Origin of the sequence: Variovorax sp. OK212 (assembly GCF_900112425.1) — a bacterium.
Lineage (GTDB): Bacteria > Pseudomonadota > Gammaproteobacteria > Burkholderiales > Burkholderiaceae_C > Variovorax.
The window spans coordinates 249,873-263,071 of the sequence record NZ_FOLP01000001.1; the positions used below are offsets into that span (position 1 = coordinate 249,873).

Here is a 13,199-nt window from a genome sequence, read left to right on the forward strand (position 1 = left end):
AGCCTCGGGCTCCTGTTGTTGTAGGGGTGCCTCAGAAGCGTTCGTGGGGCGCGAGGTAGCGCCACTGGCCGGGCTGCAGCCCCGCCAGCGGCACGCGGCCGATGCGGATGCGGCGCATCGCAAGAATGCGCAGCCCCACGTTGTCGCAGATGTGTGCAATCTGGCCCGGCCGCGCACCCTTCAGCGCAAAGCGCAGGCCGGTCTGTTCATCGCTCTGGCGGCCGATGCTCACGCGCGCGGGCGAGCGCTCCAGCCGCGCCAGCACCTCGGGGCCCACCGCGCCGGCCACGTCCACCATCACCTCATGCTCGAGGATGCCGGCGTCTTCGTGCAGCTTGCGTTCGATGCGGAACTCCTGCGTGTACGCCACCAGCCCGCTGGCGCCGGTTTCCAGCGGCGTCATGCACTGCTGCGCCTTCGCATGCGCGGGCAGGAACTTCTGGCCGGCGCGTTCGGGCTCGTGGTGGTTCGCGGCCACCAGCAGGCGGTGCGCGTTGTCGGTCGGCATGCCCGCGGGTTTGTACAGCAGCAATGTGACAGGCAGCAAGGGCTCGGGCTTGGCGCCGGCCTGGATCTCGACCTGCTGGTGCGGCAGCACGCGCGACTGCGGCAGCATCTGCTGCACGCCGTCGACACGCACCGCGCCGTTCTCGATCAGCAGTTCGGCTTCGCGGCGCGACACGCCGGCCATCGCGGCGACGCGCTTGGCCAGGCGAATGCCTTCGTCTTCGGGGGTGTTCTTGTCGTTCTTGTTGTTCATCAGGAAGCAGTCAGTTGCCGGATGCGCGCCACGTGCGCCGCCAGCGAGCGCGCGGCCACCGGCCACATGCGCTCGGGCACATCGTCATAGGCCAGCGGCAGCCATTGCTCGGGCGTGCCGTCGGGCAGCTTCTGCATGGCGGCGGCAATCTTCGCCTCGCGCTTCAGGCGGTGCGCCTTCAGCATGCCGATGGCGGTGCGCGCAAAGCCGATCACGTAGCCGTGCGCGGGCAGGATGAACTCGATGCCACCCGCCTCGCAGGCCGCGTCGAGCGTGTCCAGCGAGTCGAGGTAGGCCGTCATGTCGCCGTCGGGTGGGTCGACCACCGTGGTGCTGCCGTTCAGGATGTGGTCGCCCGAGAACAGCAGGCCGTCTTCCTCGAGCACCAGGCACAGGTGGTTGGCCGCGTGGCCGGGCGTGTGGATCACGCGCAGGGTGTGCGTGAGCGCTTCGCCGTCGGCCCCGGTGCCCGAGAGCACCAGCCGCTCGCCGTGCGCCAGTTCGCGCTCGGCCGTGAAGCGTGCCGTGGCGCGCGCGGTCGGCGCCGAAGACAGCCCCAGGATCGGCGGCTTCGTGCCCTTGCACAGCGCCTGCAGCGGCGCCGCGCCGGGCGAGTGGTCGGCATGCGAATGCGTGCACACGATCATGCGGATGTCGCCCTGCGTGATGCGCCACAGCCGGCCGATGTGGTCGAAGTCGTTCGGACCCGGGTCGATCACGATGTAGCCGGTGGCCGCGTCGCCCACGATGTAGCTGTTGGTGCCCGGGCCGGTCATGGCGCTCGGGTTGGGCGCGGTCAGGCGCATCACGTTCTTCAGCAGCGCCACGCCCTGCGCGCTCTGCCAGTCGAGCGCATGCAGCATCTGGCCGTCGGGGCACACCAGCGCGAGTTCGCCGAAGGGCGGCTCATGCTCCATGTAGCGCACGTCCGCGCCCTTGAGCAGGCCGCCGCGCGGGCAGCTGGTCCACAGCGGCGCCTCGCCGGCGCCGGCGGGCGCGCAGGCCTCCAGCACCGAGTCGACGTTGGTGTACGCGGCCATGCGCTGCAGCGTGCGCACGGTCGGGAAGATCATGAAGAAGGTGCCCGCGTCGTGGCGCGCCAGCGCGTCGGTGGGGCGTACCCAGCAGGGCTCGAACTGCTCGCTCTCGTCGGCCGCGGGTGTCTGGCCTTCGGGCATGCGCGCCACCAGGAAGGGCACGTCGAAGCGCTTGGGCAGGTCGCGGTCGGTGATCCAGTGCGCGAAGGTGAACACCTGGTCCGAGTCGAGCACCAGCCCGCGCGCGGCGCACTGGTCGGCAAAGGCGGCGCCGGCGGTGTCGTTGCGGTCCATCGATGCGATGTCCGCGTCGCTCACCGGGCGGCCGTCGGCGTGGTGCGCCAGCAGGATGCCCAGTTCTTCGAATGCCTCGCGGATGGCCGCGATGGCCTGCGTGCGCTGCACGCGGCTTTGCGTGGGGCGGCGCGTGGCGATGCGCTTGGCGGCTTCGTCGGCCGCGTCGATGTGACCGCCGGGGAACACATAGGCGCCGGGCGCGAAGCTGGCGGTGGCCGAGCGGCGCGTCATGAGCACTTCGAAACCGGCGTCGGTGTCGCGCAGCAGCAGCACGGTGGCGGCGGCGCGCACCGTCGCGGGCTCGCGGTGGGGGTGGAGTTGTTGGGAGGGGCGGACCATGGGGGGATTATCGGGAGCGGGCGCGGTACGTGCTTGGCACGGCGCACCGGGTGCATAAGCTCATATGGATTCGGGCATCAGCGCCGCGCCACAATTCGCGCTTGCACCGCCTGCCCTGAACAAGGACTGAAAGACTGTCATGGCCAATTCTCCCTCCTCTGCCTTCTCTCCCGTTTCTGCTCTTCGTCTCGTCCGCCGCACGCTGCTGCTGGCCGCCGCCTCGCTCGCCGTGCCCGCCGCCTTCGCCCAGCACGACTGGCCGCAGCAGCCCGTCACGCTGATCATGGGCTTCCCCGCCGGCTCCGGCGTCGACGTCGTCGCCCGCGCCATCCAGGAACCGCTGGCAAGGCAATTGGGCCGCCCGGTCATCATCGACTACAAGTCGGGCGCGGCCGGCAACATCGCCAGCGAGTACGTGGCCCACGCCAGGCCCGACGGCTACACGCTGTCCTTCGGCACCGCGGCCACGCACGGCAGCAACGCCGCGCTCTACAAGAAACTGCCCTTCGACGTGGAGGCCGACTTCATTCCGGTGGCGCCGGTGCTCGACGTGTCGAACGTGCTCACCGTCAATCCCGACGTGATCAACGTCAAGACCTTGAAGGAATTCGTCGAGCTGGTCAAGGCCAATCCGGGCAAGTACAACTATGCGTCTACAGGCAACGGCGCCGGCACGCACATGGCCTTTGCCGAGTTCAATTCGCGCCTCGGGCTGAACATGGTGCACGTGCCCTACAAGGGCGGCCCCGAGGCCATCACGTCGGTGGTGCGCGGCGAGACCTGCTGCATCATGAACCAGGTGCAGACCGTGCTGCCGCACTACAAGGCCGGCAAGGTGCGCCTGCTGGGCGTGACCACCGCCACCGCCGTGCCGGCCGTGAAGGAGGTGCCCACCATCGCCTCGAGCGGCGTGCCGGGCACCAAGGGCTTCGACAGCTCGATCTGGTTCGGCATCTTCGCGCCCAAGGGCACCGACCCGCAGATCGTCGACAAGCTCAACGCCGCCGTGAAGGCCGTGCTCGAAACGCCCGAGGTCCGCGAGCGCTTCGAGAGCCAGGGCAACACCGTGCGCATCGAGACGCCGGCCCAGTTCAAGAAGACCGTGCACGACAACCGCGTGAAGTGGGCCGAGGTCGCGAAGGCCGCGAACATCAGCATCGACTGATCAGAGCGTCTTCGTCAGCGTGAGGATGAAGCGCGCCTTGTTCGGCGAGAACGTCTGCTTGCCGAAGGCGCCGAACCCCAGGTCCACGCCCGGGTTGCTCACCGAAAGATAGGCGCTCTGCTTGTTCGCGCCCTGCACCGAGCCGGCCAGCGACAGGCCGTTGCCGAAGTCGTAGCTGGCGCCCACGTTGTAGTCCACATAGCTCCTGTAGCCCAGGCTGCGGATGTCGCTGGACATGTTCGTGTAGCCCACCGCCGCCTTCAACGTGACCTTGGGAAAAACCTCCTTGCTGTAGGCCAGGTTCAGGTAGCCGGTGTTGGTGCCCTTGAGGCCCGAGCCCGCCTTGTTGCCCGCGTAGCCGAAGTAGTCCTTCGACACCGTGTGCGAGTACTTCAGCGTGAACGAGCCGATGGCCTCGCTCGTGTAGCCCGCGCTGCCATACAGCTCCGTGGTGTTGCCCGAGGAGTTGCCCGGGTACAGGTAGGTGAGCGCGCCCACGTCCATGTCGAACGGGCCGGCCTTGAACTTGTAGCCGCCGTAGATGTCGCTCTCCAGGCTGTTGCCCTTGAGCCAGTTGACGCTCGAATTCCAGTTGCCCACGTAGAAGCCGCTGTCGCCGAAGGCGTAGTCCAGGCCGCCCTGGATGGCGGGCTTGAAAGTGGACGTCCTGGCGTAGTCGTTCTTGCCCAGCATGTCCTGGTCCTGGCCGCGGAACTTGTAGTTCGTGGTGAGCGCCACGTTGCCCGCGAGCTGCGCGTTCGCAAGCATCGGCAGGGCGGCCAGGGTGGGAAGAACGAGCACCGGCAGGGCGATGCGAAGGAGGTGTTTCATCGAGAGAATTCGCTAACGGATGGAGGAGCCGGCAGCGTAGGAGCGGGCGTCTAAAAGCCGCGTAAAAAATGCAGGCCGCGGCGCAAAAGTTTGGCGTCAGGCATCGTCATCGCAACCACGCCGGCCATCACGCACGCCAGGCCGATCCACGCCGTGGGCGCGAGCGCTTCACCCAGAAACACCACCCCGATCGCCACGCCGATGGGCACGCGCAGGTAGGCCTGCGCGGCGGTCGACATCGGCCCCAGCGTCTTGATGAGCCTGAAGTAGATGGTGAAGGCCAGCGCCGTCGACAGCACGGCGAGCGCCAGCACCGCCAGCAGCGACGCCACCGACGGCGCGAGCGTCCACGGCCGGTCGATCGCGATGCTCGCGGGCAGCAGCATCGCCGCGCCGCTCAGCAGCGAGCCGGCGGCCGGCACCATCGGGTCCAGCCCCTTGAACACGCGCCCGAACATGGCGGCGCAGCCGTAGCAAACCGCCGCGGCCACCAGCGCGAGTTGCGCGAGCAGCGAATGCCCGAGCCCGTGCAGCGCCTCGAAGCCGACGATCAGGCAGATGCCCGCCAGCCCCGCGCCCACGCCGAACAGGCGGCGCAGCGTGGGCTTCTCGGAGCCGCCCAGGCACAGCCCCAGCAGGAAGATGAAGATCGGCGAGGTCGAGTTGAGGATGGTCGCCAGCCCCGCGTCGACGCTGCGCTCGGCCCACGCAATCAGCGTGAACGGCAGCACGCTGTTCAGGCAGGCCTGCAGCAGGAAGCGCCGCCACATCGCCGGGTCTGTGGGCAAACGCACGCCGCGCATGCGCAGCACCGCGAGCAGCAGCAGCCCGGCGACCAGCGTGCGCGCCGCGATCAGCGTGAGCGGCGGAATCGTCGCCACGCCGATCTTGATGAAGGTGTACGAGGCGCCCCAGCAAGTGGCGAGCACCGCGAGCAGCGCCCATTCGAGGCAAGCGGCGTGGGGTTTGCCTGAAGCGGCAAGAGGGGTGGTGTGCATGGTGCGCCGATCTTCGCGAGACCGGTCCACCGACACTTCGCTCGCGGGCGAAGTGTGACCGCCTCAGTGACCGTGCCCGTGGTGCGCCGCGGTGCCACCGTTCAGCAGCGTCGCCAGGTCCACCTCCTGCTCCGCCGCCGCACCCGCGATCACGCGCTGCTCCAACTCGTCGAGGTGTTCCAGCGCCACGCCCAGCGCAGCGTCGAGCGACTTGCCCGTGAGCGCTTCGATGATCTGCTCATGCTCGCGCGGCGCGCAGCTCGCGGCCTCGGCCGAGTCGTACAGCGCCTTGTAGAGCTCGGTGTTCGAAACGAGCCGCTGCAGGTAGGAGATCAGTTCGTCGCTGCCCGCCATCTGCGCCAGCAGCATGTGGAACTCGCCCGCCAGCCGTATCGCGTCTTCGCGCCGGCCTTCCTTGAACGCCTTCTGCTCCGCCTGCACGTGCTTGCGCAAGGTGGCCACCTGCTCGCGTTCGAGCCGGCCGAACAGCGTGCTCACCAGCCCGGCTTCCACGATGCGGCGCGCGCGGTAGGTGCCGCGCATGTCGTCGATCGACGGGTTGGGCACGAAGGCGCCGCGGTTGTGCTCCAGCACCAGCCGCTTTTCGGAGCCCAGCCGCGCCAGCACCTTGCGCACGGCGCCGCGCGTGCAGCCCAGCGCCTCGGCCAGCGCGCGCTCGCGCAGCGGCGTGCCGGGGCGCAGCTTTCCGCTCAGCAGCGCCTTCGACACGGCGGCGTAGACGCGCTCGTCCACGTTGGCTTCGTCCGCGTCGGCGAGATCCGGTGCGTCGGCGGGGGCGGGGGTTTTGCGTGCGGTGGAAGGCATAGGCATGGGGTGAGCGTCGGGATTATTGCCCGCGCCAAGTCGCCCCCGGGAAATCCCCCGGATTGACGCGGGGCCCCTCGCTCCGTACCATTCGTCCCGTTTGGTTAACCAAATAAATATTTATGGTTAACCAAAATAAGCTCTGAATTTCAACCAAAGCAGGAATCGAGGCTCCCCATGAAATCCGCCAAATGGCTGGCCGCGTTGCCGGTCGCCGCTTTCTTCAGCGGGGGATGGCTGTCGTCCGTCGCGCCCACTTTCGTGCTCGGCATGCCCTTCCTGATGGTGTGGAACGTCAGCTGGCTGGTGCTGACCTCGCTGATCATGGTGGTCATCGACCGCGCCGAAGGCGACATCGATGCAGCGGACGCAGCCAACGGAGGCACGCGATGAACGCCGCACTCGGCGTGATCGCGCTGTTCGTCGTCGGCGCGCTGGGCCTGGCGGTGCTCGCGCGGCGCGGGCGCACCATGAGCCTGGAGCAGTGGGCGCTCGGCGGGCGCGGGCTGGGCGCCATCATGGTGTTCCTGCTGATGGCGGGCGAGTCGTTCTCCACCTTCACCTTCCTGGGCGCCAGCGGCTGGTCTTACAGCAAGGGCACGCCGGCCTTCTACATCCTGGCCTACGGCGGGCTGGCCTACCTCATGGCCTTCTGGATGCTGCCGGCCGTGTGGCGCTATGCCACCACCCACAAGCTGGTGTCGTTCTCCGACTTCTTCGCCCACAAGTACAACAGCCGCCCGCTCGGCGTGCTGGTGTCCATCGTGGCGCTCATGGGCATGGTGGCATTGCTGACCATCCAGCTGCGCGGGCTCGGCATCATCGTGTCGGAGGCGTCGTACGGCACCATCGCGCCGCAGGTGGCGATCTGGATCGGCACCGTGGTCATGGTCAGCTACATCCTGTTCTCGGGCATCCACGGCTCGGCCAGCATCGCCATCGTGAAAGACGTGCTGATCCTCGCGCTGGCCGTGTTCCTCGGCATCTACCTGCCGTGGCACTACTACGGCGGCGTCACGCCCATGTTCACGGCCATCCATGCCGCCAACCCCACCTTCTTCGAGTTCCCCAAGGACGGCCTGAACCTCACCTGGTACAACTCGACCATCCTGCTCACGGCGCTGGGCTACTACCTGTACCCGTTCAACCTCACCTCGGTGTATGCGGCCAAGAGCGCGAGCGCGGTGCGCCGCAACACCATCCTGATGCCGCTGTACCAGGTGGTCATCGCCTTCCTGTTCCTGGTGGGCTTCGCGGCCATCCTGCAGGTGCCGGGCCTGAAGGGCGCGGAGGTCGACCTGGCGCTGTTCGGCCTGGTCAAGCACACCTTCGACCCGTGGTTCGTCGGCGTCATCGGCGGCACGGGCGTGCTCACCGCGCTGGTGCCGGGCTCGATGATTTTGCTGACCGCATCGACCGTGATCGGCAAGAACGTCTACAAGGAAGGCTTCGCCCACCACGCCACCGACAAGCAGGTGTCGCGCGTGGCGCGCGGCGTGCTGCCGGTGTTCGCGCTGGTGGCGGTGTACTTCGTGCTGCGCGGCGGCAGCACCATCGTGTCGGTGGCCATCTTCGCGTCGAGCCTGCTCACGCAGCTGCTGCCGTCGCTGCTGTTCAGCCTCATGAAGAAGCCCTTCGGCAACAAGCACGCGGCCTTCGCGGGCATCCTGGCCGGCGGCGCGGTGCTGGGCTTCATGATGACCACGGGCTCGAACCTGGGTACGCTGTTCCCGGCGGCACCGGTGGTGTTCAAGTCGCTCAACACCGGCCTGGTGGCGCTGGCGACCAATGCGCTGGTGTTCGTGGCGGTGGCGCTCTTCACGCCGCGCATCGTGCCGCGCACCGTGGCGGCGCAACCTGCCTGATGCAGTCGAAGAAGTATTCAAAAGAACGGAACCCCATGACCTCCTCGCTCCTGATCCGCAACGTTCGCCCGATGGGCGGCTCCGCCACCGACGTGCGCGTGCAGGACGGCCGCATCGCCGAGCTCGGCGCCGCGCTGGCCGCACCGGCCGGTGCCGTCGTCGAAGACGGGCAGGGCGCCTTGCTGCTGCCCGGCCTCGTCGAAGGCCACACCCACCTCGACAAGACGATGTGGGGCATGGACTGGTACCGCAACGAGGTCGGCACCAACCTCACCGACAAGATCGAGAACGAGCGGGCCTTCCGCCACGCCAGCGGGCACGACGCCGCGGCCCAGTCGCTGGTGCTCGCCAAGGCCTTCCTGGCGCTGGGCACCACGCGCCTGCGCACGCACGTCGACGTCGACACGCAGGCCGGCCTGCGCCACCTCGAAGGCACGCTGCGCACCCGAGCGGCGCTGCGCGAGGTGCAGCAGATCCAGATCGTCGCGTTCCCGCAGTCGGGCCTGCTGGGCCGCGCCGGCACGGCCGAGCTGCTCGGCGAGTCGCTCGCCATGGGCGCCGACGTGCTCGGCGGCCTCGACCCCTGCGCCATCGACGGCGACCCGGTGAAGTCGCTCGACGTGCTGTTCGGCATTGCCGACAAGCACCAGCGCCCCGTCGACATCCACCTGCACGAGCCCGGCGCCATGGGCGCGTTCTCGCTCGACCTCATCTTGCAGCGCACCGAGGCGCTGGGCATGCAGGGCAAGGTGGCCATCAGCCACGGCTTCTGCCTGGGCGACGTGAGCGAGCGCGAGCGCGAAACCTTGCTCGCGCGCATGGCCAGGCTCGGCGTGGTGCTCGTCACCAGCGCGCCGCCTTCGCGCAGCGTGCCGCCGCTCATGGCCTGCCGCCAAGCCGGCGTGACGGTGCTGGGTGGCAACGACGGCATCCGCGACACCTGGTCGCCCTACGGCAACCCCGACATGCTCGAGCGCGCCATGATCATCGGCCTGCGCTACAACCTGCGCCGCGACGACGAGATCGAAGTGGCGCTGGACACCGTCACCCATTCCGGCGCGCGCGGCTGCGGCTTCGAGGCCTACGGCCTGGAGCCCGGCAACCGCGCCGACCTGGTGCTGGTCGACGCGCAGACCGTGGCGCAGGCCGTGGTGTCGCGCCCCGTGCGCAAGCTGGTGGTGGCGGGCGGGCGCGTGGTGGCGCGCAACGGCGTGCTGCAGGCCGAGGTGGCCGATCTGGCCGCCTTGTGACGGCTGAGCAGCGCCAAAGCCCGCGCCCCCGCGGTCAGCGCGATGCGGGCATGGCCTTCGCGGTCGTCATCGTGCTGGTGGCGCTGAACCTGCGCGCCTTTCTCACCTCGAGCAGCCCGCTGCTCGCGCCCATCCGCGAGGCCACGGGCATCGGCTTTCACGCGGTGGCGCTGCTCACGGTGCTGCCGATGTTCACGATGGGCGCGATGTCGCTGTTCGGCGCCGCCGTGGGCCAGCGCATCGGCGCGCGCGCCGGCATTGCCTGCGGGCTGGCGGCCATCGCCTTCGCTTGCGCGAGCCGCTACGTGGCGGGTGGCGCGGCGGCCCTGCTGTGGAGCGCCGCGCTCGCGGGCGCGGGCGTGGGCCTGGTGCAGGCACTGATGCCCGGCGTGGTGAAGCAGGCGTACCCCACGCGCATCGGCGTGATGACGGGCCTCTACTCCGCGGCCATCATGGGCGGCGGCGGCCTGGGCGCCATGGCCAGTCCGTGGGTGGCGCATGCCTTCGGCGGCGCGCAGCCCGACTGGCATGCGGGCCTGGCCATCTGGGCGCTGCTGGCCACCTTCGCGCTGCTCTACTGGCTCAACATGCGGCGCATGACCTTCACCGCCGACGCACCGCGCCAGAACCTCTCATGGCGGCGCTGCTTCGGCAGCCGCCGCGCGTGGCTGCTGGCCGCGTGCTTCGGCCTCATCAACGGCGGCTACACCAGCCTCGTCGCCTGGCTGCCGCATTTCTACGCCCAACAGGGCTGGACCGCGCAGCAGGGTGGCTCCGTGCTCGCGCTGATGACGCTCGCGCAGGTGGTTGCCGCGCTCGCCATGCCCGCGCTCGCGCGCAGCCGGGGGCGCGACATGCGGCCCTGGCTGATGCTCACGCTGCTCGCGCAACTCGCGGGCTTCGGCGCGCTGACCTTCTCGCTGCCCGTGCCGGCCGTGGCCACGGCCGTCGTGCTGGGCTTCGGCCTGGGCGGCGCCTTCGCGCTGTGCATGGTGCTGGCGCTCGACCACCTGAGCGACCCCGCGCAGGCCGGCGCGCTCGCGGGCTTCATGCAGGGCCTGGGCTTCATGATTGCCGCGCTCGCGCCCTTCGTCACCGGCTGGGTGCGCGAGCACACCGGCGGCTTCACGCTCGCGTGGGCGTACCTGGCGGCGGTGGTCGTGGTGCTGCTGCCGCTGATGCTGTGCTTCGACCCCAAGCGCTATGCGAAGGCGATGGCGGGGCTTTTTGAATCGCCTGCGCCCACGCCTCATGCCGCATCACCCATCCCCGCATTCGACACCGCAAGAAAGGCCTGACCCCATGTACCAACAAGAATTCATGCAACGGGCACTGGCCCTGTCGGCGCAAGCGTTGCAGGAGCCCGGCACCGAGCCCTTCGGCGCCGTCGTCGTGAAAGACGGCGTGATCGTCGGTGAAGGCTTCAACCACTCCGTCGCGCATTCCGACCCCACCTCCCACGGCGAGGTCGAGGCCATTCGCGATGCCTGCCGCAAGCTCGGCACCGTCAGCCTCGCGGGCTGCGACCTCTACACCTCGTGCGAGCCCTGCGCCATGTGCGTGGCGGCCATGCACATCGCGGGCATTGCCAAGCTCTACTACGCCGCCACGCTTGCGCAATCGGGCAACGCCTTCGACGGCGTGCCCGTGGCGTCGCGCCACCCCATCGACGTGGAGGTGCTGCGCATCGAAGCAGGCGCCACGCTGGCGCGGCGCAGCCTGCCGGCCGAACAGAAGCTCGACCGCGAGGCGGTGCAGATTTTGTCGGACTGGGCCGCCACGCGACGGGCGGGTTGACGACGCGCGCAGACGCGTGCAGCGCGCGCGGCCCGGCTACTTGAGCGCCGCCACCACGGCGTCGAAGAACGGCAGCACCGGCAGCGTGCCGTTGCCGGCCGGATCGGTCTGCGCGCCCCAGACCACGATCACCACCTTCTCCTTGCGGTTGATGTAGATCTGCTGGCCCATGATGCCGTTCGCGTAGAACGCGCTGTCGGTGGCCGACTGGCCGCTGGACGGTATCCACCACAGGTAGCCGTAGCTGATGGGCTGGCCGCCGCTCAGCACCTTGGGCGTGCCCGCTTCCGTCACCCATCCCGTGGGCAGCACCTGCTGGCCCGCGGCCACGCCGTCGTTCATCACGAACATGCCGAAGCGGCCATAGTCGCGCAGCGTGGCGCTGATGCCGCTGCCGCCGATCTCCACGCCGTCGGGCGAGTCCAGCCACCAGTTGGCCTGCGCCTCCATGCCCACCTTCGACCAGATCTTCTCGGACAGGTACTGCGCCAGCGGTTTCTTCACCGCGTTGTGGACGATCTCGCCGGCCACCTGGGTCTCGCCGGTGCTGTAGTTGTACGCGGCGCCCGGCGCGGCGGCGCGTGGCAGCTTGCTCATCAGGTCCATCGCCGAGCCCGCCTTCTGGCTGATCTGCGCCTCCAGCAGCTGGCGGCGGTCGGAGCTGGGGTCGGTGTAGGTTTCGTTCCACTTCGCGCCCGAGGCCATCATCATCACGTTGCGCACCGTGGCGCCGTCGTAGGCGCTGCCGGCCAGCCGGGGCACGTACTTGATCACCTGGTCGTCGATGCTGGCGATGTAGCCGTCCTTCACCGCGGCGCCGATGAGCGTCGACGTGATCGACTTGGCCACCGACATCGACATCCAGCGCGTCTTCTGCGTGTTGCCGTAGCGGTAGGTCTCGTTGACGATCTTGCCGTCCTTCAGCACCAGCAGGCCGGCCACGCGGTTCACCGTCATGAAGTCGGCCATGCTGTAGGTCTTGCCGTTCAGCGTGAAGCTGGCCTGCGTCAACGAGGTGGCGCCGGCCGGCAACGGATACGGCGTGCCGCCGGGCTCGATGGTGCGAGTAGGGAACAGCCGGTCGATGTTGCGGTACGTGTTCACGGCCAGGTCTGGCGAGAGTGCGCCGTCGTAGATCTGGCGCACCGTGCCGATGGCCTCCGATGCATGCGGATAGCCGGTGGTGGTACCCGGGTCGGTGGCCCCACCGCCCGTGGCCGGCGGAATGGCGACGATGGGAAGCACTGCGCCTCCGCCGCCTCCGCCGCCTCCACCACCGCCGCACGCGACGAGCAGCAACGCACTTGCAAGCACTGGCATCGACAGGGCCGCGCGCAGCGAGCGCGGTAGTACGAATGCCTTCACAACACCTTGATCCACGGGGTTCTCCTTGTTGGTATGACGCTCTGTGGGCAGTGGCAATGCGCCTGGCTCCCTTGCAGCGCGGGCGCGATGATCGCATCTGTCGGGCTCTACCACCAGCGCTTGCGCGGCCATCGCTGACACGGCCGCGCCGCATGCAGTGCAGGCCATCAAGGCGCATTCAAAAACCTGGGCGGGCCGCCCGATGAGCAAGGCACTGATCGCCATCGCCACTTCGCTGGCCTTGCCTGCCGCTGGCACGGCGAGCGCGCAGATCGGCAAGGCTGCCCTCGAGGCGACCGACGCCGCGCAGCACAAGATCGACGAGAAGCAGGCCGACGGCAGGGCCGCGAACAACGTGAAGTCGGCTATCACAAGAGCCGCTCGAAGGCTTCGGCCGACAAGGCGAAGAGCGCGTTGAAGGGCGAGGCTGACGTCCGAGCGTTGGTGGCCAAGCCTTGCGCAGGGCGAGGCTTTCGACAGCGTGACCGTGGCGTCGCGCCACCCATCGACGTGGAGGTGCTGCGCATCGAGGCCGGCGCCACGCTGGCGCGGCGCAGCCTGCCGGCCGAACAGAAGCTCGACCGCGAGGCGGTGCAGATTTTGTCGGACTGGGCCGCCACGCGCAGGGCCGGTTGAAGCTGCCGCACGTGTGATTCAATCGCCCGAAAAA

14 protein-coding genes are annotated in these 13,199 nt (G+C 68.9%); 8 read left to right on the forward strand and 6 right to left on the reverse strand.

Annotated elements, in window-relative coordinates; translation table 11 throughout:
- Positions 1-31: 31 nt before the first annotated feature.
- Together BM004_RS01070 and BM004_RS01075 are read right to left on the reverse strand one after the other, a co-directional pair.
- A complete protein-coding gene (locus tag BM004_RS01070; protein WP_093210745.1) occupies positions 32-760 on the reverse strand; it encodes an RNA pseudouridine synthase in 729 nt (242 codons plus the stop codon).
- The gene (locus BM004_RS01075) at positions 760-2,433 is read right to left on the reverse strand and encodes an MBL fold metallo-hydrolase (protein ID WP_093210747.1); all 1,674 of its coding nucleotides are present in this window, start codon (positions 2,431-2,433) and stop codon (positions 760-762) included. The genes BM004_RS01070 and BM004_RS01075 overlap by 1 nt, the downstream gene beginning before the upstream one ends.
- 139 nt (positions 2,434-2,572) lie before the next feature.
- On the opposite strand from BM004_RS01075, the gene BM004_RS01080 reads away from it, so the two are divergent.
- Complete coding sequence (locus tag BM004_RS01080; RefSeq protein ID WP_093210749.1) at positions 2,573-3,598, forward strand: Bug family tripartite tricarboxylate transporter substrate binding protein; 1,026 nt, start codon at positions 2,573-2,575, stop codon at positions 3,596-3,598.
- Here the strand turns inward: BM004_RS01080 and BM004_RS01085 are convergent, their stop codons facing one another.
- The 3 genes from BM004_RS01085 to BM004_RS01095 all read right to left on the reverse strand — a co-directional run bounded on the left by BM004_RS01085 (position 3,599) and on the right by BM004_RS01095 (position 6,252).
- The gene (locus BM004_RS01085; RefSeq protein ID WP_093126248.1) at positions 3,599-4,429 is read right to left on the reverse strand and encodes a TorF family putative porin; all 831 of its coding nucleotides are present in this window, start codon (positions 4,427-4,429) and stop codon (positions 3,599-3,601) included.
- Positions 4,430-4,479: 50 nt separating this feature from the next.
- A complete protein-coding gene (locus BM004_RS01090; RefSeq protein WP_093211943.1) occupies positions 4,480-5,427 on the reverse strand; it encodes a DMT family transporter in 948 nt (315 codons plus the stop codon).
- Between the two features lie 63 nt (positions 5,428-5,490).
- Entirely contained in the window at positions 5,491-6,252 is a 762-nt protein-coding gene (locus BM004_RS01095) for a GntR family transcriptional regulator (RefSeq protein WP_093210751.1), read from the reverse strand.
- A gap of 177 nt (positions 6,253-6,429) precedes the next feature.
- On the opposite strand from BM004_RS01095, the gene BM004_RS01100 reads away from it, so the two are divergent.
- Genes BM004_RS01100 through BM004_RS01120 form a run of 5 tightly spaced genes read left to right on the forward strand, consistent with a single transcriptional unit; the run spans position 6,430 to position 11,164 of the window.
- Positions 6,430-6,645 (forward strand): DUF3311 domain-containing protein, encoded by a 216-nt coding sequence (locus BM004_RS01100; RefSeq protein ID WP_093126243.1) that lies wholly within the window; start codon positions 6,430-6,432, stop codon positions 6,643-6,645.
- On the forward strand, positions 6,642-8,117 hold the full coding sequence (locus BM004_RS01105) for a sodium:solute symporter family protein (RefSeq protein ID WP_093210753.1): 1,476 nt from the start codon (positions 6,642-6,644) through the stop codon (positions 8,115-8,117). Before BM004_RS01100 ends, BM004_RS01105 begins: the two co-directional genes overlap by 4 nt.
- A 35-nt stretch (positions 8,118-8,152) precedes the next feature.
- Positions 8,153-9,367, forward strand: coding sequence for an amidohydrolase family protein (locus BM004_RS01110; RefSeq protein WP_093210755.1), 1,215 nt, complete (start codon positions 8,153-8,155; stop codon positions 9,365-9,367).
- A gap of 50 nt (positions 9,368-9,417) precedes the next feature.
- The gene (locus BM004_RS01115; RefSeq protein ID WP_093210757.1) at positions 9,418-10,665 is read left to right on the forward strand and encodes a cyanate transporter; all 1,248 of its coding nucleotides are present in this window, start codon (positions 9,418-9,420) and stop codon (positions 10,663-10,665) included.
- Between the two features lie 4 nt (positions 10,666-10,669).
- Positions 10,670-11,164 carry a nucleoside deaminase gene (locus BM004_RS01120; protein ID WP_093210759.1) on the forward strand — a complete coding sequence of 165 codons (495 nt, stop codon included), beginning with the start codon at positions 10,670-10,672 and terminating at the stop codon, positions 11,162-11,164.
- A gap of 36 nt (positions 11,165-11,200) precedes the next feature.
- Here BM004_RS01120 and BM004_RS01125 read toward each other — a convergent pair whose 3' ends face one another.
- Complete coding sequence (locus BM004_RS01125; protein ID WP_305727948.1) at positions 11,201-12,409, reverse strand: serine hydrolase domain-containing protein; 1,209 nt, start codon at positions 12,407-12,409, stop codon at positions 11,201-11,203.
- 277 nt (positions 12,410-12,686) lie between these two features.
- On the opposite strand from BM004_RS01125, the gene BM004_RS01130 reads away from it, so the two are divergent.
- Both BM004_RS01130 and BM004_RS01135 read left to right on the forward strand, forming a co-directional pair.
- On the forward strand, positions 12,687-12,947 hold the full coding sequence (locus BM004_RS01130; RefSeq protein ID WP_256219739.1) for a hypothetical protein: 261 nt from the start codon (positions 12,687-12,689) through the stop codon (positions 12,945-12,947).
- A gap of 92 nt (positions 12,948-13,039) precedes the next feature.
- A complete protein-coding gene (locus BM004_RS01135) occupies positions 13,040-13,165 on the forward strand; it encodes a hypothetical protein (protein WP_256219740.1) in 126 nt (41 codons plus the stop codon).
- The last annotated feature ends 34 nt before the right edge of the window (positions 13,166-13,199 follow it).

What these genes read in the sequence shown, in the direction of transcription:
- BM004_RS01120 (WP_093210759.1), top strand. Translation starts at nt 10,670, where the DNA reads ATGTACCAACAAGAATTCATGCAACGGGCACTGGCCCTGTCGGCGCAA.
- BM004_RS01115 (WP_093210757.1), top strand. Translation starts at nt 9,418, where the DNA reads ATGGCCTTCGCGGTCGTCATCGTGCTGGTGGCGCTGAACCTGCGCGCC.
- BM004_RS01070 (WP_093210745.1), bottom strand. Translation starts at nt 760, where the DNA reads ATGAACAACAAGAACGACAAGAACACCCCCGAAGACGAAGGCATTCGC.
- BM004_RS01075 (WP_093210747.1), bottom strand. Translation starts at nt 2,433, where the DNA reads ATGGTCCGCCCCTCCCAACAACTCCACCCCCACCGCGAGCCCGCGACG.
- BM004_RS01085 (WP_093126248.1), bottom strand. Translation starts at nt 4,429, where the DNA reads ATGAAACACCTCCTTCGCATCGCCCTGCCGGTGCTCGTTCTTCCCACC.
- BM004_RS01100 (WP_093126243.1), top strand. Translation starts at nt 6,430, where the DNA reads ATGAAATCCGCCAAATGGCTGGCCGCGTTGCCGGTCGCCGCTTTCTTC.
- BM004_RS01105 (WP_093210753.1), top strand. Translation starts at nt 6,642, where the DNA reads ATGAACGCCGCACTCGGCGTGATCGCGCTGTTCGTCGTCGGCGCGCTG.
- BM004_RS01090 (WP_093211943.1), bottom strand. Translation starts at nt 5,427, where the DNA reads ATGCACACCACCCCTCTTGCCGCTTCAGGCAAACCCCACGCCGCTTGC.
- BM004_RS01095 (WP_093210751.1), bottom strand. Translation starts at nt 6,252, where the DNA reads ATGCCTTCCACCGCACGCAAAACCCCCGCCCCCGCCGACGCACCGGAT.
- BM004_RS01080 (WP_093210749.1), top strand. Translation starts at nt 2,573, where the DNA reads ATGGCCAATTCTCCCTCCTCTGCCTTCTCTCCCGTTTCTGCTCTTCGT.
- BM004_RS01110 (WP_093210755.1), top strand. Translation starts at nt 8,153, where the DNA reads ATGACCTCCTCGCTCCTGATCCGCAACGTTCGCCCGATGGGCGGCTCC.